Annotated in this window: 19 protein-coding genes and 1 pseudogene; 17 read left to right on the top strand and 3 right to left on the bottom strand. The window is 71.8% G+C overall.

Annotation, left to right across the window (positions count from 1 at the left end):
- Positions 1 to 13: 13 nt before the first annotated feature.
- From PCA76_RS04465 to PCA76_RS04475, 3 genes are all read left to right on the top strand, one after another.
- Positions 14 to 823 (top strand): hypothetical protein, encoded by an 810-nt coding sequence (locus tag PCA76_RS04465; protein ID WP_272615480.1) that lies wholly within the window; start codon positions 14 to 16, stop codon positions 821 to 823.
- Positions 824 to 825: 2 nt separating this feature from the next.
- Positions 826 to 1,818 carry a nucleoside triphosphate pyrophosphohydrolase gene (locus PCA76_RS04470; RefSeq protein ID WP_272615481.1) on the top strand — a complete coding sequence of 331 codons (993 nt, stop codon included), beginning with the start codon at positions 826 to 828 and terminating at the stop codon, positions 1,816 to 1,818.
- 99 nt (positions 1,819 to 1,917) lie between these two features.
- Positions 1,918 to 3,537, top strand: coding sequence for a DUF885 domain-containing protein (locus PCA76_RS04475; RefSeq protein WP_272615483.1), 1,620 nt, complete (start codon positions 1,918 to 1,920; stop codon positions 3,535 to 3,537).
- A 43-nt stretch (positions 3,538 to 3,580) separates the two neighbouring features.
- On the opposite strand, the gene nudC is transcribed toward PCA76_RS04475, so the two are convergent.
- A complete protein-coding gene (gene nudC, locus PCA76_RS04480; RefSeq protein WP_272615484.1) occupies positions 3,581 to 4,477 on the bottom strand; it encodes an NAD(+) diphosphatase in 897 nt (298 codons plus the stop codon).
- Positions 4,474 to 5,166, bottom strand: a complete 693-nt coding sequence (locus PCA76_RS04485; RefSeq protein WP_272615485.1) for a hypothetical protein — start codon at positions 5,164 to 5,166, stop codon at positions 4,474 to 4,476. Before PCA76_RS04485 ends, nudC begins: the two co-directional genes overlap by 4 nt.
- A gap of 213 nt (positions 5,167 to 5,379) precedes the next feature.
- Between PCA76_RS04485 and eno the strand changes: the two genes are divergently transcribed.
- From eno to PCA76_RS04505, 4 genes are all read left to right on the top strand, one after another.
- The gene (gene eno / locus PCA76_RS04490) at positions 5,380 to 6,663 is read left to right on the top strand and encodes a phosphopyruvate hydratase (RefSeq protein WP_272615486.1); all 1,284 of its coding nucleotides are present in this window, start codon (positions 5,380 to 5,382) and stop codon (positions 6,661 to 6,663) included.
- Between the two features lie 106 nt (positions 6,664 to 6,769).
- Positions 6,770 to 7,411 carry an FtsB family cell division protein gene (locus tag PCA76_RS04495; protein ID WP_272615487.1) on the top strand — a complete coding sequence of 214 codons (642 nt, stop codon included), beginning with the start codon at positions 6,770 to 6,772 and terminating at the stop codon, positions 7,409 to 7,411.
- 34 nt (positions 7,412 to 7,445) lie between these two features.
- Positions 7,446 to 8,003 (top strand): DUF501 domain-containing protein, encoded by a 558-nt coding sequence (locus PCA76_RS04500; protein ID WP_272615489.1) that lies wholly within the window; start codon positions 7,446 to 7,448, stop codon positions 8,001 to 8,003.
- The gene (locus PCA76_RS04505; protein ID WP_272615491.1) at positions 8,000 to 8,536 is read left to right on the top strand and encodes an amino-acid N-acetyltransferase; all 537 of its coding nucleotides are present in this window, start codon (positions 8,000 to 8,002) and stop codon (positions 8,534 to 8,536) included. The genes PCA76_RS04500 and PCA76_RS04505 overlap by 4 nt, the downstream gene beginning before the upstream one ends.
- Here PCA76_RS04505 and PCA76_RS04510 read toward each other — a convergent pair whose 3' ends face one another.
- Complete coding sequence (locus PCA76_RS04510; protein WP_272615493.1) at positions 8,537 to 9,427, bottom strand: alpha/beta hydrolase family esterase; 891 nt, start codon at positions 9,425 to 9,427, stop codon at positions 8,537 to 8,539.
- A gap of 98 nt (positions 9,428 to 9,525) precedes the next feature.
- On the opposite strand from PCA76_RS04510, the gene PCA76_RS04515 reads away from it, so the two are divergent.
- The 10 genes and pseudogenes from PCA76_RS04515 to PCA76_RS04560 all read left to right on the top strand — a co-directional run.
- Positions 9,526 to 10,569 carry an ArsR/SmtB family transcription factor gene (locus tag PCA76_RS04515; RefSeq protein WP_272615494.1) on the top strand — a complete coding sequence of 348 codons (1,044 nt, stop codon included), beginning with the start codon at positions 9,526 to 9,528 and terminating at the stop codon, positions 10,567 to 10,569.
- A gap of 22 nt (positions 10,570 to 10,591) precedes the next feature.
- Positions 10,592 to 11,533: a Ppx/GppA phosphatase family protein gene (locus tag PCA76_RS04520; protein WP_272619181.1), complete on the top strand. Its 942-nt coding sequence runs from the start codon at positions 10,592 to 10,594 to the stop codon at positions 11,531 to 11,533.
- Between the two features lie 171 nt (positions 11,534 to 11,704).
- The gene (locus PCA76_RS04525) at positions 11,705 to 12,037 is read left to right on the top strand and encodes a PadR family transcriptional regulator (RefSeq protein ID WP_030328782.1); all 333 of its coding nucleotides are present in this window, start codon (positions 11,705 to 11,707) and stop codon (positions 12,035 to 12,037) included.
- Complete coding sequence (locus PCA76_RS04530) at positions 12,034 to 13,056, top strand: HAAS signaling domain-containing protein (protein WP_272615496.1); 1,023 nt, start codon at positions 12,034 to 12,036, stop codon at positions 13,054 to 13,056. Before PCA76_RS04525 ends, PCA76_RS04530 begins: the two co-directional genes overlap by 4 nt.
- Before the next feature lie 130 nt (positions 13,057 to 13,186).
- Complete coding sequence (locus tag PCA76_RS04535; RefSeq protein WP_272615498.1) at positions 13,187 to 13,759, top strand: LppU/SCO3897 family protein; 573 nt, start codon at positions 13,187 to 13,189, stop codon at positions 13,757 to 13,759.
- Positions 13,760 to 13,958: 199 nt separating this feature from the next.
- On the top strand, positions 13,959 to 14,645 hold the full coding sequence (locus PCA76_RS04540) for a dienelactone hydrolase family protein (RefSeq protein WP_272615500.1): 687 nt from the start codon (positions 13,959 to 13,961) through the stop codon (positions 14,643 to 14,645).
- The gene (locus PCA76_RS04545) at positions 14,638 to 15,378 is read left to right on the top strand and encodes a uracil-DNA glycosylase (RefSeq protein ID WP_442930197.1); all 741 of its coding nucleotides are present in this window, start codon (positions 14,638 to 14,640) and stop codon (positions 15,376 to 15,378) included. Before PCA76_RS04540 ends, PCA76_RS04545 begins: the two co-directional genes overlap by 8 nt.
- Positions 15,379 to 15,399: 21 nt before the next feature.
- Positions 15,400 to 16,185: a DUF4129 domain-containing protein gene (locus tag PCA76_RS04550; RefSeq protein ID WP_272615501.1), complete on the top strand. Its 786-nt coding sequence runs from the start codon at positions 15,400 to 15,402 to the stop codon at positions 16,183 to 16,185.
- A complete protein-coding gene (locus PCA76_RS04555) occupies positions 16,182 to 16,769 on the top strand; it encodes a hypothetical protein (RefSeq protein ID WP_272615503.1) in 588 nt (195 codons plus the stop codon). The genes PCA76_RS04550 and PCA76_RS04555 overlap by 4 nt, the downstream gene beginning before the upstream one ends.
- Positions 16,769 to 17,767, top strand: a pseudogene (locus tag PCA76_RS04560) (AAA family ATPase); the annotation flags it as partial. The gene PCA76_RS04555 and the pseudogene PCA76_RS04560, both read left to right, overlap by 1 nt.
- Positions 17,768 to 17,774 lie beyond the last annotated feature (7 nt).

Below are 17,774 nucleotides of genomic sequence, written 5' to 3' on the forward strand. Positions count from 1 at the left end.
GAGAGTGACACGCATGCGTGCTCGCCGTGTGATCGCCGCCGCCAGCGTCGCGGCTCTGGGTGTCCTCTCCCTCGCCGCCTGCGGAAAGTCCGCACCGAACATCGCCGCGTACGTCGGTGACGCCACCTACTCGGTGGACCGGGTCGATGCGATCTACGCCGACGTGCAGGCGAAGTTCGGCGACGCGGTCCGGCAGGAGGCTGGCAAGGCGGGCGCGACGCCGTCGCCGGAGCAGTTGCGCTCCGAGGTCACCCGCCAGGACGTGGTCGACCTCCTGGTCAGCCTGGATCTGGGCAAGCGGGTGGCGTCGGCGAAGAACATCCAGGTGCCCGACGAGATCACCCCGCAGCAGCTCGAGCAGAACCTGCGGGTGCCGGCGACCACCGAGTACGCCAAGCTCTGGGGCGAGTGGATCGACCTGCTTCAGGTGCTCAACCAGCAGCTTCCGCCGGCCGAGCTGAGCGACGACTCGCTGATGGCCGTCTACGACGCCCTGAAGGACACCGGGGCGATCCAGGGCGGGATGTCCGTGACCGACGTTCGCCAGGCGTTCGGTGACGGCGGTTTCGTCCGCAGCGCCACCGCACTCAGCGCGGCGCTTGAGGAAGAGGCGGACCGGGTCGACGTCTCGATCAACCCGCGCTTCCGGGCGATCGGGGTGCCGTCGGTGGTGAGCACCGGTCAGTCGCTGGTCTTCTACTCGCTGCCGTACATCAACGAGGACGGCCCGGTCACTGACATCTCCACCCCGGAGCCGGTGCCGTCGAGCGGGTCCCCGGATGCCGAGGGTGCCTCCCCGGATGCTGAGGGCACGGCAAGCTGAGCATGACGGCACGGATCGTCCTCCTGGTCACCTCGCCCCGGCTGCCCGCCGGCCTGCTGACCTCCGCAGCCTGGGACGTCGTACGTCAGCACCCGGTGTTGACCGGTGCGGAGAGCGAGTTGGTCACGGCCGTGCGCCAGGCGGGCGCCGAGGTCACCGTGGTGGACGGCCCGGCGACGCAGCCGCTGTTGGATGCGGTGGCGACGCACGGCACGGCGGTCTGGCTGGCTGGTCCGGCGGGCGACGAGGCGCTGGCCCGGGAATTGGGTCTGCGGCTGGCCCGGCAGCCGGGGTTGGCCGAGATGGAGCTGATGTACGGCTCGTGGGATCCGCCGGGCGCCCGGTTGCTCGACGCGGTGGCCGTGTTGGACCGACTGGCCTCGCCCGGTGGCGACCCGTGGAAGCGGGCGCAGACGCACCGCAGCCTCGCCGGTTACCTGCTGGAGGAGAGCTACGAGGCGTACGACGCGATCAGCGCCGACGACACCGACGCGTTGCGCGAGGAGTTGGGCGACGTGTTGTTGCAGGTGGTCCTGCATGCGCGGCTCGCCGAGGAGTTGCCCGAGGATGAGCGGTGGACCATCGACGACGTGGCGGGTGGCCTGGTCGACAAGATGATCCGGCGTAATCCGCACGTCTTCGCCGGTGCGGAGGCGGGCACGCTGGAGGAGATCACCGAGAACTGGGAGCGGATCAAGCGCGCCGAGAAGGCTCGGAAGTCGGTGTTGGACGGCGTGGCACTGAGTCAGCCCGCGCTGGCCCTGGCCGCGCAGGTCCTGGACCGCGCCGCCCGCGTCGGCCCAGCGGTCCCGCCGCCGCTGGCTGACACCGAGCCAGACGCGGAAGCACAGCTGGGCGCCAGCCTCCTGGCAACGGTCGCAACAGCCCGCCAGGCGGGCATCGATCCCGAAGCGGCCCTCCGCCGCACCACCCTCGCCTACGCGAATGCCGTCCGCGCCACCGAAATCCAGACCCCACCCCCAGACCCTCGTTGATCATGAAGTTATTGCCACGGCACGCCGAGGTGGATGGCAATAACTTCATGATCGACGGAACAGGTGGCGGTGCAGGGGGCGGTCGGTAGGGTAGGCCGGGTGGAGGCGTTTGGGGTACTGGCGGAGCGGGTCGTCGAGGCTCTACTGGAGTCACGGCCGGGGGTTGCTACCGCGGCGGGCGATCACCGGTACGACGACCGGCTGCCGGATCTGTCCGCCGGCGCGGTCGCCGGCGACCTCGCGATGCTCTCCGACGCGGCCAACGCGCTGTCCGAGTTGGACCCGGACTCGCTCGACGTGGACGAGCAGGTCGACCACGCGCTGCTCACCTCATTCGTGGATCGGGAGCTGTTCGAGCTGACCGAAATCCGGTCGCACGAGTGGGATCCGCTGCGCCACAACCCCGGCCCCCTGCTGCACCCGCTGCTGGCCCGCTCGTACGCCCCGGCGGAGGTGCGGCTGACCCAACTGGCCGGCCGGCTCGCCGCCGTACCGGATGCTCTCGCCACCGCCCGCGCGACGCTGCGGGACATGCCGCGGATCCACGCCGAGACGGCGGTCGGGCAGTTCACCGGCACGGCCGCGCTGATTCGCGACGAGCTGCCGGCGTTGCTCGCCCAGGCGCCGAGCCACCTCGACCGGGTCGAACCGGCGGCGACCGCGGCGATCGCCGCGCTGGAGGAGTTCGTCGCCTGGCTGCGTGTCGGCCTGGCCGCCGACGCCGGCCCTGGCCGTGACCCGCGACTGGGCCGGCGCCGCTGGGAGGCCCGACTCTGGCACACGCTCGATACCGAGCTGGGTGCCGCCGAGATTCAGCGCCGCGCCTGGGCCAACCTGGACCGGGTCACCGCGGAGATCCGCGAGGCGGCCGTCGAGCTGGTCGGCGGTCCGGCCGACGACGCGGCCGTACGCCGGGCGCTGGACGTGCTCGCCGCCGAGCACCCGAACGACGAGACCATTGTCGAGCTGGCCGGGGTGACCCTGGACGACGCCACCGACTTCGTCCGCGCGCACGACCTGGTCACCCTTGTCGACGACCGGTGCGTGGTCCAGGAGATGCCGGAGTTCGCCCGAGGGGTCGCGGTGGCGTACTGCGACGCGCCCGGCCCGCTGGAGACCGCGGCCGTGCCCACCTTCTACTGCATCGCGCCCACCCCTTCGGACTGGCCGGCGCAGCGGGTCGAGTCGTTCTATCGCGAGTACAACGACCACATGATCCGCAATCTGACGGTGCACGAGGCGATGCCGGGGCACTTCCTCCAGCTCGCTCACGCCCGCCGTTACGTCGGTGGCACCCGGGTCCGGGCACTGGCCGAGTCCGGCCCGTTCATCGAGGGCTGGGCGGTGTACGCGGAGGAACTGATGGTGGGCCTCGGCTTCGGCGGCCTGCCGGTGCGGTTGCAGCAGCTCAAGATGCAGCTACGGATGACCATCAACGCGTTGCTCGACCAACTGGTGCACGCCGAGGACCTGCCCGAGGCCGAGGCGATGGCGCTGATGACCGGGCGTGGCTTCCAGGAGGAGGGCGAGGCTGCCGGCAAGTGGCGCCGGGCGCAGCTCACCTCGACCCAGCTCTCCACCTACTTCGTCGGGTACAGCGAGGTCGCCGAGATCGCCGCGGCCCGCCCGGACGGGGTGTCGGTCCGCGACTGGCACGACGCGATGCTCGCGCACGACTGCCCGCCACCGCGCCACCTGCGCACCCTGCTCGACGTCTGAGAAAACCTGGTCGACCGCCGCCCGTAGGTCGCGGTCGCTCCGGTCAGCGCCGCCCGGCGGTCACCGTCGCGTCGATCAGCCAGCGCGAGATGGAGTACGCGGGCGGCAGTTCCGCCGGCAGCGCATCCAAGCCGAACCACTGAGCCTGGGTCAGCTCCTCGCCATCGACCACCGGCTCGGCGTGCGGGTCTGCTGCACGGGCGGTGAAGCCGGCGAGCAGCACTCCCGGGCCGGAGATCGCCCACGGCTGGCTGCCGAAGTAGACCAGCCGGTCGACGGCCAGCCCGACCTCCTCGCCAACCTCCCGGTGCACCGCCGCCTCCAGTGTCTCGCCGGCCTCGACGAAGCCGGCCACCAGTGCCCACAGCCCGGTCGGCCCGGTGGCGTGCCGGACCAGCAGCAGCTCGTCGGCGCGACCGGTCGGGCTGGGCCGGGTGATCGCCACCAGCACCGCGGCAGAGAGCTGCATCGGCACGTACAGGCCGCAGTCGGCGCACCGCCGGGCGGTCTCGCCGGGCAGGTCGGTCAGCTCGCCCCGGCAGGCGCCGCACCACCGGTGGGTACGCCGCCACGTGATCACCGCCAACGCCCGGCCGGCGAGTGTGGCGTACGGTTCCGGCACCTCGGCGGCGAGCGACGCCCAGCCGAGCGACGCCCATCCGAGTGCCCGGTCGGGGAGGGCGTCGGCGGTGGCCAGGTCGGTGGCCCACGCGGGGATGCCGTCGAGGGTGCCCAGCGGCACCCAGTCGGTGTCGGCGGGCAGGTCGGCGACGCGGAGCGGCCGGCCGTCGGCGCTGCCCAACAGCTTCGCGCCGGTCACCGGCAGGGCCAGGTCCCCAGCGGCAGGCGGCCGGCTCCGGTCGGCCCCCGGCAGGAATCCGTCGGCTGCTGCGGCGAACGCGGACCCGCCAGGTGGTGCGGCGGTCGTCGGGTCGGTCACGAGCCGCCGGGGCGGCGGTCCACCACACCCGCGCCGGCGGGCGGGTCGAACGCGCCCTTGTCGACCGTCGCGGAGTAACTGCTCAGCGCCAGCTCCATGGGCTTGCCGTCGACTGGCCCGGTGAAGCTGCCGAGCACGCCCTCGGTGGTCACACAGGCGGTGAAGTCACCGGACGAGCTCTGCACCTCGACGCAGGCGGCGTGGTACCCGGCGACGGTGGTGTCGCTTTGCCTGATGACCGCCTGCGGGTCGAGCGCAGCGGCGCTCAGCAGCCCGACCACCACCGGCGGCGTGACGAGGCCCTGCTGGTTGGCCTCGTCGAAGAGCGTCACGGTGGGCTTGCTGCCCGGGGTGGGCGGGGTGACCAGCGTGCATTCCGGGCGGGCGCCGGTCGTCGTGCACCGGGTGATGGCCTCCGGGGTGACGGTGAGTCGCCCGCCCGGGTAGGTGTACGCGGAGCGGGCCGGGTCCTGCGCCTGCACGATCGCGGCGCGCTGGCCGCCGGGGAGTTGGTAGTCGGCCGAGTAGGTCAACTCCAGCGCCCGGTCGAGCCGGGCGGCGAGGTCGTTGACGAGTTCCGAGCGACCCATGGCGACTCCGGCGTCCTCGAATGTCTGACAGCCGGTGACCGTGAGCGACGCGATGACCGACACGGCGAGCATGCGGAGGGTGGTCGAGGCGGCGGGCATGGCGACCAGCCTGGTGGATCTGGTCCGCGCAGCGCAAACCCGTTGCCGGTTGACGCCCGGAAATCCGGGAATGTCCGTCAGTGCGGGGCGACTCGGGTGCGCGGGCGACGCCGTGCCCGTTCGCGCCGCCCGATACGCTGCGTTCAACACCTGCCTCAGCCGCACCGTCGCGGCCCACCCACGGACCGGATCACAACAACGAGGAGCGACTTAGTGGCAACCATCGAGGGAATCGTCGCCAGGGAGATTCTCGACTCGCGGGGCAACCCGACGGTCGAGGTCGAGGTCGGTCTGGACGACGGCACGGTGGCCCGCGCCGCCGTGCCCTCCGGCGCCTCCACCGGCGCCTTCGAGGCGGTCGAGCTGCGCGACGGTGACGCCGACCGCTACCAGGGCAAGGGCGTGGAGAAGGCGGTCTCCAACGTCGAAGACAAGATCGTCGACCAGATCATCGGGTACGAGGCCAGCGAGCAGCGGCTGATCGACCAGAAGATGATCGACATCGACGGCACCGACAGCAAGTCGGAGCTGGGCGCGAACGCCATCCTCGGGGTCTCCCTGGCGGTGGCGAAGGCCGCTGCCGGCAGCGCCGAGCTGAGCCTCTTCCGTTACCTGGGTGGCCCGAACGCGCACCTCCTGCCGGTGCCGATGATGAACATCCTCAACGGCGGCGCGCACGCAGACTCGAACGTCGACATCCAGGAGTTCATGATCGCGCCGATCGGCGCGCCGACCTTCCGTGATGCGCTGCGCTCGGGCGCGGAGGTCTACCACGCGCTCAAGTCGGTGCTGAAGAAGAAGGGCCTGTCGACCGGGCTCGGCGACGAGGGTGGCTTCGCGCCGAACCTGCCGACCAACGCGGCGGCCCTGGACCTGATCGCCGAGGCGGTCGAGAAGGCCGGTTACCGGCTCGGCACCGACATCGTGTTCGCGCTCGACGTGGCGGCCACGGAGTTCTTCGACAACGGCACCTACACCTTCGAGGGTGCCGCGAAGTCCGCCGAGGAGATGAGCACCTACTACACGAAGCTGGCCGACGAGTACCCGATCGTGTCGATCGAGGACCCGCTGGCGGAGGACGACTGGAGCGGCTGGCAGACGCTGACCGCCTCGATCGGCGACCGGGTGCAGATCGTCGGTGACGACCTGTTCGTGACCAACCCGCAGCGCATCGCCCGCGGTATCGCGGAGAAGGCGGCGAACGCGGTTCTGGTCAAGGTCAACCAGATCGGCTCGCTGACCGAGACCCTGGACGCGGTGGACCTGGCCCACCGGGCCGGCTTCAAGTGCATGATGAGCCACCGTTCCGGCGAGACCGAGGACACCACCATCGCCGACCTGGCGGTCGCCACCGGCTGTGGCCAGATCAAGACCGGCGCGCCGGCCCGCTCGGACCGCGTCGCCAAGTACAACCAGCTGCTCCGGATCGAGGAGGAGTTGGCCGACGCGGCGCGCTACGCCGGCGCCGGCGCGTTCCCACGCTACCGTTCGTCCTAAGAGGTCGTCAGGAAGCCCCGCAGCGGCTACGGCGGACCCCGCCTCGCTCCTTCCGGGGCTTCCCGACAACCTCCCTAACGCGCGAAGCCTCGGGGGAGGGGTGACGATGCAGCAGCGCCGCACACCGGGTGGTCAGCGTCCCGCCCGCCGGCCGGGTCAGTCCGGTCGGCCGGGTGGTGGCCGGGCCACCCGGGGATCGGTCCGGGAGGCCGGCGTACGCGCCGAACCGCGCGGTGCCGCTGGTCGGGCGCCGGGCGCGGCCCGGGGCGCCGAGGGCGTCCGCTCCGCGAATCGTCCGGCCGCCGCTCGGCGTACCGCTGCCGGTGGTGGCGTCAAACGGCTCGCCGCACCCCATCCCCGTCGCTTCACCGGCCGCGCCACCGTGCTGTTCGCGGTCCTGATCGCGCTCGCCCTGGCCTACACCTACCCGGTCCGCGTCTACCTGGACCAGCAGGCCGACATCGAGCGGATGGAAGCGGCCCAGGCGGTGCAGGAGGCGGAGATCGCCAAGCTCGAGACCGAGGCCGCCAACTGGAAGGACAAGGCGTACATCGAGACCAAGGCTCGGGAGCGGTTCTTCATGGGCCGGCCGGGCGAGAAGATCATGGTGGTGCTGCACGACCCGGAGGGCGCCGCCCGGGACGCCGGGAAGTCGGCCGGTTCGGCCGCCCCGACCGGGCCGGTGACCTGGTACGACACGCTCTGGTCGAGCGTGCAGGCGGCGGACAGCCAGCAGCCGGGCAAGTGAACCACCGACCAGCGCACCAGGAAAGATGGGCACCGTGACTGTCGTACCACCGTCCGAGTCGGCGGCGGATTCCGTACCCCTGCCGCAGCGTGAGCCAGCCACCGAGGCCGACCTGGCCGCGGTGGCCGCGCAGCTCGGCCGGACGCCCCGTGGCACTCGGGCGGTTGCCCACCGATGCCCGTGCGGCCTTCCGGACGCGGTGGAGACAACTCCCCGCCTCGCCGACGGCACACCCTTTCCGACGCTGTACTACCTGACCTGCCCCCGGGCCACCGCGGCGTGCAGCCGGCTGGAGTCGGCGGGGCTGATGAAGGACATGGCGGACCGGCTGACGACGGATCCCGAATTGGCCGCCCGTTACCGTGCCGCGCACGAGGACTACCTCGCCCGCCGGGAGGCGATCGGCGAGGTGCCGGAGATCGCCGGCATCTCCGCCGGCGGCATGCCGGGCCGGGTGAAGTGCCTGCACGTGCACCTGGGGCACGCGCTGGGCGCCGGCCCCGGGGTCAACCCGTTCGGCGACGAGACGTTGGAGCTGGTCGAGCCCTGGTGGACGGCTGGCCCGTGCGTGGACGTGCCGGCGGCCGAATGAGCGCGCAGGCAGAGTCCTCGGCACCCGAGAGTCAGATCCTGGTGCGGCGGGCCCGCACCGGGGATGTGCGGGGCATCCGGCGGCTGGTCGACACCTACACCGACGATCGGCGGCTGCTGAGCAAGGCCACCGTCACCCTCTATGAGCAGGTGCAGGAGTTCCGGGTGGCGGTCCGCCCCGAGGACGGCGCCGTGGTGGGCTGCGGCGCGCTGCACGTGATGTGGGAGGACCTGGCCGAGATCCGTACGGTCGCCGTGGACCCGTCCTGTCGGGGCCGGCGGATCGGGCACCGGCTGGTCGGCGAGCTGATCGACGCTGCCCGGGAGTTGGGCGTGGCGCGGATCTTCGTGCTCACCTTCGAGACGCAGTTCTTCGGCGCGTTCGGCTTCCGGGAGATCGACGGTGCACCGGTGCCGCAACCGGTGTACGAGCAGCTGCTGCGCTCGTACGACGAAGGTGTTGCCGAGTTTCTGGACCTGGAGAGGGTCAAGCCGAACACGTTGGGCAACACCCGGATGTTGCTGCGCCTGTAGTCAGGCCCGCCGGGGGTGCGCGGCGAAGAACTCCCACATCAGGTCGGTGGCCGACACACCCGCGGCGGATGCGGCGAGCTGACCGGACGTCGCCCCCGGCCAGCTGTGGCCCATGTCGGGAATGGTGTAGACGCTGACCTCGCTGCCGTCCGCGCAACTCGCCAGTGTCCGGGTCACCCCCGGCGCCCCGGACGCCTTCGGGCTCGGCCGGCAGTTGAGCCGCTGCTGCCAGGTCTGCATGCCGGTTTGGAAGGTCGAGGCGTACCGGTCCTGGCCACCAATGAAGGTGATCACGGAGACCGGGCTCTTCGGCACGAAGCTCTCAGCGGTGGTCAGTGTTCCGCTGTAACCGCCACTGACGACCCCGATCGCGGCGAACTTACCCGCGCCCTCGACCGCCGCCCGGAAGCTCATGTCGCCGCCGTTCGAGATGCCGGTGAGGAAGACCCGGTTGGGGTCCGCACGCCAGGTCTGCACCAGGTGGTCGGTGAGGGCGGTGAGGAAGCCGACGTCGTCCTGACTGCCGCAGCAGATCAGCGCGTTGAAGCCGCCGCCCACCCCGTCGGGGTAGGCGACCAGCACGTTGTCCTTGTCGGCCTTCGCGTCCAGGCCCGCCAACTCTTGCATCGAGGCGCCGGATCCGGGGTAGAAGTGCAGCGCGATGACCAGGGCGGACGACCGGTTCGGGTCGTACCCGGGCGATGCGTGCAACAGGTAGGTGCGGTCCGCCCCGTTGTGCTCCAGAGTGAGCAGATGGTCGCCCGGCGCCGGGCGTTCGCTCGACGCCGACGGTGTGGCCGGCGGGGCCGACGAGGGTTGCCCCCGCTCACCACAGGCCGCAGCCACGACAATGAGGCAGAGCCCCGTCAACACTGCCACCGTCCGCCGCATGCCGGCCACCCCCCGTCGACCCCGCCGTCCACACTGGAGGTGGGCCGCGTGGGGATCAACCCTTTCGGTCCTGGGCGAAGGGAGGCAGGCTGACCCTCATGCTTCGCCTCCAGCTCGGGCCCGCAGACCTCTGCCGGGTGCGGTTCGCCGACCGGCTACACCCGGTCGGCACCGCACTCCTGGCGGGTCAGTGGCTGCGGGATCCCACGGTCGCGGCGATGGCACCGGCACTGGCCGAGCGGGCTGCGGCGGTCGAGGGCACGGGGGCCGCGCAGGCCGCCACCGCGATCCTGCGGCACCTGCTGCCCGACCGTGGGCGCCTGCCGGATTTCGTCACCCCCTTCGACGGCCTGGAGTCGGTCGCCGCCGGTCTGGAGGCGATCCAGGCCACCCCGGCACGACGGGTACGCGCCGAGGTGAGCGCGGCGTACGCGGACGCGACCGCCGCCACCCCTTTACGGCGGCGGTTCGCAGCCGCCGATCCGGAGGTGCTCGACCTGTTCGGCGGGGCCATCCGGACCTGGTTCGACGCCGTCCTCGCGCCGCACTGGCCCGATCTGATGTTCGCGTACCGTCAGCAGGTGACCTGCGCCAGCCAGCGGCTGGCGCAGCAAGGTCTGGCTGGCCTCTTCGCGGGGTTGCACCCGGCGATCCGGTGGCGCGAGCCGGTGCTGGAGGTGCGGACGTGGTGGGGCGGGGACCTGCCCGGCACCGGCCACGGGCTCATCCTGCTGCCCTCCCCACTGGCCGGGCCTCGACCCCGGGTGCTGGTCGAGCCGGGTCACCCGATCCTGCTCGTCTACCCGGCGGCGATGCCTCCGCGCGGGGCCACTGCCGGGGGTGATGCCCTCGGCCGTCTGCTCGGCGCCACCCGGGCACTGGTGCTGCGCCGGCTGGCGGCCGAAGGCGGGTTGACCACCACCGTGTTGTCCCAAGCCGTCGGGATCAGTCTCTCCTCGGCCTCGGAGCACGCCACCGCCCTGCGGGCCGCCGGTCTGGTGGCCAGCGAGCGGGAGGGCGGGGCCGTCCGTCATCACCTGACCGCGCTCGGAGCGGGCCTGTTGGGAGGCCCGTCAGGCGACCCGTCCGAGGCGTGGCCGTCGGTCGGGCAGGACGCCGGGTACCCGCCCGTCCTGCCGTAAGGTTGCTGCCGTGACGACGCGTGTGGCGGCCATCGACTGCGGAACCAACTCGATCCGACTGCTGGTCGCCGACCTGCCCGAGGAATCGGCCGGGTCGCAGGCGCCGCTGGTCGACCTGACCCGACGGATGGAAATCGTCCGGCTCGGGCAGGGAGTGGACCGCACCGGCCGGCTGGCCCCGGAGGCGATCGAACGGACCCGGGTGGCGCTGGCGTCGTACGCCGCCGACATCGAGAAGCTGGGCGCGGAGCGGGTGCGGATGTGCGCCACCTCCGCCTCCCGGGACGCGGCCAACGCCGCCGACTTCACCGAGATGGTGCAGCGCACCCTCGGTGTCGCACCCGAGGTGGTCACCGGCGACGAGGAGGCCCGGCTGTCGTTCACCGGCGCGGTGCGCGGGCTGCCGGCCGACGCGAAGGAGCCGTTTCTGGTCGTCGACATCGGCGGCGGTTCCACCGAATTCGTGGTCGGTGACCGGGCCGACGGGGTACGCGCGGCGATCTCGGTGGACATCGGCTGTGTCCGGATGACCGAACGGCACCTGCCCGGCGACCCGCCGACGCCCGAGCAGGTCGCGGCGGCGCAGGCCGACATCGCGGCCGCGGTGGACCGCGCGCTCGCCGTGGTGCCCGGCCGCGAGGCGGCCACCCTGGTCGGCCTCGCCGGGTCGGTCACCACCGTGGTCGCCATCGCTCAGGGCCTGCGGGAGTACGACCCGGAGCGCATCCACCACGCCCGGGTCTCGTACGAGGCGGTCGCCCAGGTGACCGGGGACCTACTGGGTCAGACCCGTGAACAGCGGTTGGCGACCCCGGTCATGCACCCGGGCCGGGCCGACGTGATCGGCGCGGGCGCGCTGGTGCTTCGAGTGATCATGGAACGCGCCGGGATGCCGTCGGTGGTTGCCTCGGAGCACGACATCCTCGACGGCATCGCCTGGAGCCTCCAGTCGGCCTCGAACTAGCTCGGCGTTGATCGACTCGGTTTCCTGAAAGTCGGGGTGTCCCGCTGGTCTGGAAACCCCGCTATCGCTGATCTCGTGTCGATCAACGTCCGCGCTCTGCCGGGCTCGCGCGTCGGCGCGTCGGGGTGGATTCGTTGACGCTATTACGCATTACGCAGTAGTGTGCAATGCGTGGACACCACACAGTTGCTGAAGGGCGTGCTCGATATGGCCGTCCTGGCCGTGCTCCGGGAGGAGGACGGCTACGGTTACGACATCCTGCGCCGGCTGCGCGAGGCCGGCCTGGAGGAGGTCGGCGACGCGTCGGTCTACGGGACGCTGCGCCGCCTCTTCGCCGCTGGCCTGCTCACCACCTACGTCGTGCCGAGCGAATCCGGGCCGCACCGTAAGTACTACTCACTGAATGCCGCGGGGCGTGACCAGTTGACCCGCTCCGGCAAGCTCTGGCGCTCGTTCGCCACGACCATGGACAGTCTGCTCGACGATCGGGGGATGGCGGCATGACCGTCGCGGAGCAGGAGATCATCGACTACGTGGCGCGGGTGCGGGCCGCTCTGGCCGACCTGCCGACCACGCAACGTGACGAGCTGACCGAGGATCTTGCCGACCACCTCACCGAGGTCGCCGCCGAGGCCGAGGGCACTCTCGTCGAGCGGCTGGGCGAGCCCGAGACCTACGCCGCCGAGCTGCGTGCCGCGGCCGGCGCCGCCCCGGGCGGTGCGCGCAACCTTGACCAGCGGGTCGCGACCGCGGTGGTCCGGGTCCGCAGCCGGCTGCGCGCGATCGATGTGCGGTTCGGCCCACCCCTGGGGTACGCGACGGCCAGCGACTTCCTCCGGTTGCTGCGCCCGGGTTGGTGGGTGCTGCGCGGCTATCTGGCGGCGATGCTGGTCACCGTGATCAGCACCGGCGGCAGCTTCGGGCTGCTGCCGAGGTTCGGTGGCGAGTTGCTCGCCGGCCTGATCATGCTGGTCGGCTTCGTGCTCGCCTCCATCTGGATCGGCCGCCGCTCCGGGCGGTTGACCCGCTGGCCACGCTCGGCCGTGCAGGTGGGCAGCGCGGTGCTGGTGGTCTTCGCGTTCGCCGCTCTGATGCAGGCGGAGGACCGGATGCGTTACGGCGACTACGGCTACGACCAGACCTCGGTCGACAGCCAGTACGACCGGGTGCGGGACGTCTTCGTCTACGACAGTGAGGGCCGGCTGGTGGAGAATGCCCGGCTCTTCGACCAGAACGGCAGTCCGATCCGGCTCGGCTATCCGGACTGCTCAGAAGACGCCTATGGCAAGCCGTCGCTGCGGGCGTACCCGTACTGCCCCGAGCAGGCGCCCTTCGGGCCTCGCGCCCCGGGCGCGCCCCTTCCACCCACGCCGCCCACCACCGTGCCGGATCCGCGCAGCACGCCGGGCCCGAGCACCCCACCCGGTCCGACCGGAACGCCGGCGCCGACGGCCACCGGCCAGCCCACGGCAGGCCCAACCGCGACGCCGAGCGACGCACCGACGCCAACCCCGACGAGCTGAACCACGGTGTGAATTCGATCATGTGCACGAAGCTGGGAAATAGCTGAACGGACGAGGCGAGCGGGACGGCACCGGAAATCAATGATCGTTACGGTGTCGTCTGCTCATCAACCCCTCGGAAGGAACCCCCGTGTCAGAGCAGGTCGCACCGCCCCCCGCGCCCGACGCCGCACCATCCCCGCCGGCCGTCGAGACGCCGCAAGCGGCCGAACCGGAGCCGGCCGCGCCGCAGCCGGCCGAGCCCGAGGCGGCCGCGCCGCAGGCGGTCGCGCCGCAGCCGGTCGAGCCCGAGGCGGCCGCGCCGGAGGCGAAGAAGTCCGGTGCAAAGAAGGCCCTCGGCATCGTTGGCGCGATCCTCGCAATCGTCGTCGTCGCCGGCCTGAAGTTCGGCATCGCCTCGGCGATCGGCGACTACTTCAACAAGGACGAGACCGCCGCCGCCAAGACCGGTGACTGCATCGCCGAGCTACCCGAGATCCGCGGCACCGAGCAGGAGAAGGTCGACAGCGCCAAGGTCGTGGAGTGCACCTCCACCGACGCGGCGTACACGGTGGTCGGTCGGCTGGATGACCAGACCGAGGCCCAGGCCAAGGCCGACACCACCTGCAATCAGTACTTCAAGGAGAACGAAGAGGGCTACATCTTCTCCAGCATCGAGCCGGGCAAGACGGGCTATGTGCTCTGCTTGACCAAGAAGGTCTGACCGGGGCGGTAGATCAGCATTGACGGCGGCGGGAGCGAACCCCGCCGCCGTCGACGTACCCGGAGTCACCGGCGGGCGAACAGGAGGTGAATGCCACTGTTCCGGCGTCTTCCCGGCGGCGGCGCGGCATGGCAGGCTACCGGCACGTAGGACCACTGGGCGACCAGCCAACGATGACTGACCGCTAGGAGGACAGCCCATGGGCGAGATGGTGAGCTACCGCAGCAACGGGGGCACGAGCGAGGGGTATCTCGCGATACCCGCCAGCGGCATGGCCAGTCCCGCAGTCATCGTCATCCAGGAGTGGTGGGGCCTGGTTCCGCACATCCGGTCGGTGGCGGACCGGTTCGCCGAGGCCGGCTTCGTCGCCCTCGCCCCGGACTTCTACCACGGTGAGACGACCAGCGAGCCGGACGAGGCGCAGCGGCTGTTGATGGCGATGCGGATGGACGAGGCGGCGAAGGACATCGCCGGCGCGGCCGACTATCTCGCGGGGCGGCCGGAGGTCACCGGCAAGGTCGGTGCCGTGGGTTTCTGCGCCGGTGGCAGCCTGGCCCTGTGGTCGGCCACCATCTCGGAGCGGATCGTCGCCACCGCCGGTTTCTATCCCGTGTTGCCCTGGGAGTCGATGCGCCCCGACTGGGTCGACTACGCCGGCAAGGCCGCGGTCATCCACTGCTCCGAAGAGGACGGCACCTCGGCCGCCGAGGGCGTACAAAGCGCCCGCCGGGCCATCGAGGAGGCCGGCGGTAACTGCAACCTCTACGACTACCCGGGCACCTCGCACGCCTTCTTCAACGACGACCGGCCAGAGGCGTTCGACCAGCGCGCCGCCGCCAGCGCCTGGGCCCGCACCCTGGAACTCTTCCGGGCCAAGCTTGGCTGAGTCCCGTACCCCCGAGCAGGTGGTCGCCCGCGCAGCGCGGGCGACCGACCTGGCCGACCTCGACGTGGCGGTGAGCAACTGTTTTGCCTGCCCGCGCCTGGTCCAATGGCGGGAGGACGTTGCCCGCACCCGTCGGGCCGCGTTCCGCGACCAGGAATACTGGGGCCGGCCGGTGCCGGGCTTCGGCACCGGCGACGCGCGGATCGCCATCCTCGGGCTGGCACCCGCCGCACACGGTGGTAACCGCACCGGCCGGATCTTCACCGGTGATCGGTCGGGCGACGTGCTGTTCGCCGCGCTGCACCGGGCCGGGCTGGCCAACCAGCCGACCAGCGTCGCCGCCGACGACGGCCTCGCGCTGCGGGACATCCGGATCTTCTCCGCCGTCAGGTGTGCGCCTCCGGACAACAAACCGACCCCGCAGGAGCGGGACAATTGCGCACCCTGGGTCCATCGTGAGGTCACGCTGATCCGGCCCACGCTGCGGGTCGTGGTCGCGCTGGGCGCATTCGCCTGGGCCGCGTGGTGGCCGGTGCTACGTGAGGTGTACGGGCAGCGCCCGCCCAGCCCGCGACCGGCGTTCGGCCATGGGGCACACTGGTCCGGCACGGGCGCTCCGGACTTGCTGGGCTGCTACCACGTCAGCCAGCAGAACACCTTCACCGGGCGGCTGACACCAGGAATGCTGGACGACGTCTTCGGCCAGGCTAAGCAGCTGGCCGGAGTGGACTGAGACACGCGTGGGGCGGTGGCGATGACAGACGGAACACGCCCGCCCACGCCGTCCCCGGCCGCCGAGACGGGGGTGCTGCGCCCGGCGCTCGGCCTGCTCCGCCGGTGGTGGCCGGTGGGCGCGGTCGCCGCACTGCTCGCCGGTGCCGCGCTGGCGTCGGCCCACTCGTCGATCGGGGCCAGCCGGATCCCGCCAGCCGCGGACAACGTTCCCTGGGTTCCCGAGTACCCGACGGCCGAGCCGCCGCCGTCGATTCCGGTCGAGCCACGCGACGCCGGCGAGGCCACCCAGGCGAACATCCCGCAGTGGATCGGGACCGTGGCGATGGTGTTGCTCGGGCTGGCCATCCTCGCCGCTCTCGGTTACCTCACCTGGGTCCTGATCCGGGGCGCGCTGCGCCGCACCACCCGGACGCTGCCGGCGCAGCGGGCCCGGCGTACCGCCGAGGGCACCGCCCGCGAGGTGGTCGCAGCCCTCGATGCCGGCCTGGTGGAGCTCGACGACCGGGACACCGACCCCCGGGTGGCGGTGATCGCCTGCTGGGTGCGACTGGAAGAGGCCGCCGCCGCTGCCGGTGTTCCACGGCTCACCGGAGACACCCCCACCGACCTGGTCAGCCGGCTGCTACGCGGTGACCCGGCGGCCGGGGTGCCAGCGATCGTCAGCACGGACGTTCTGGCCGAGTTCGCGCACGTCTACCGGGAGGCCCGGTACGCCACCCGCCCGGTCGGCGAGAGCACCCGCGACCAGGCGCGCGCCGCGCTACGCCGGCTGCGTGGAGAGCTCACCGCGGTGGTGACCCCATGAGCAGCAGCACCAGCATCGACGACCTGCTCGCATTCGAGGAGGAGGCCGCGCCGGAGGGCCCGCAGGCGCGCAGATCCCGGTGGGGCCCGGTGGTGCGCTCGCTCGCGTGGGCCGCCGGGGTTGTCGCGGTGCTGATCGTTGGCCTCCGCGCGGTCGGCCTCCAGATCTCGCTGCCCGTACTGATCGCCGGGGTGCTCGCCGTCCTGGCGGTGCGCCGGATCACCGCACTGCTCGCGCCGCCACCCCCGCCGCCGCCGGGTCGCCGGGTCGGGACGGGCGAGGAGGACGGCAGCTACAACTGGGGTGCCCGGGACGCGCTGCGTGGCGCGATCAATCGTTGGGAATTGCCGCTGGACTGGTCCAACACCCGACTCGAACGTTTCACCGAGGTGGTCCTGCCCCGGATCGGTGAACTGGCCGACGAGCGGATGCGCCTGAAGCACGGCGTCACCCGTGAGTCGGATCCGGCCCGCGCCCGCGTCCTGCTGGGTGACCGGCTGTGGACGTTCCTGGCGACCCCGCCTCGCCGCACCCCGTCGCCGCGCGACCTCGCGGTGATCGTCGCCGAACTGGAGAAGATCTGATGAACGACGTGGACCGGAGCATTGCCCCCGCCGAGGTCGGCCACCTGGCTCGGGCGGTCCTGGACGCGGTCGGCACCGTCGTGGTCGGCAAACGGGACGCGCTGGAGCTGGTCCTCGCCGGCATCCTCGCGGGCGGGCACGTGCTTCTGGAGGACCTGCCGGGGCTGGGCAAGACGCTCACCGCACGCTCGTTCGCCCAGGCGCTCGGGTTGGATTTCCGCCGGTTGCAGTTCACCCCCGACCTGCTCCCCGCCGACGTCACCGGCTCGTTCCTCTACGACCAGCGCAACGGCGACTTCACCTTCCGGGCCGGCCCGGTCTTCACCAACCTGCTCCTCGCCGACGAGATCAACCGGACGCCGCCGAAGACCCAGTCCGCGCTGCTGGAGGCGATGCAGGAGAAGCAGGTTTCGGTGGAGGGGGTGACCTACAAGCTGGACGAGCCGTTCCACGTGCTGGCCACCGCCAACCCCATCGAGTACGAGGGCACCTACCCGCTGCCCGAGGCGCAACTGGACCGGTTCCTTCTGCGGGTCTCCTTCGGTTACCCGCAGCACGAAGAGGAGTGGGAGGTGCTGCGCCGTCGGATGAGCCGTCGGCGCGAGGAGGCGGACATCAAGGCGGTGGTAGACGCGACCACGTTGCGGTCCATGCAGGCCGCCCTGGAGGACGTGGTGGTGGAGGACTCCATCGGTCGCTACATCGTGTCCCTCACCGCAGCCACCCGTGAGCACCCGTCGGTGCTGGTCGGAGCCTCGCCTCGCGGTTCGCTGGCGCTGCTGCTGCTGGCCCGGGTCCGCGCGGTGTTCGGCGGACGGGACTACGTGGTGCCGGAGGACGTCAAGGAGGTGGCGGCGCCCGCCCTGGCCCACCGGATCACCCTGCGCCCGGAGATGTGGTTGCGCCGGGTCGACCCGGCGTTCGTGGTCGGCGAGGTGCTGGAGGCGACCCCCGCCCCGGCCAGTGGCGCGCTGCCCAGCTACGCCGCCGGCGGGCCCGGCGCTG

It is taken from the genome of Micromonospora sp. LH3U1 (assembly GCF_028475105.1).
GTDB lineage: Bacteria > Actinomycetota > Actinomycetes > Mycobacteriales > Micromonosporaceae > Micromonospora.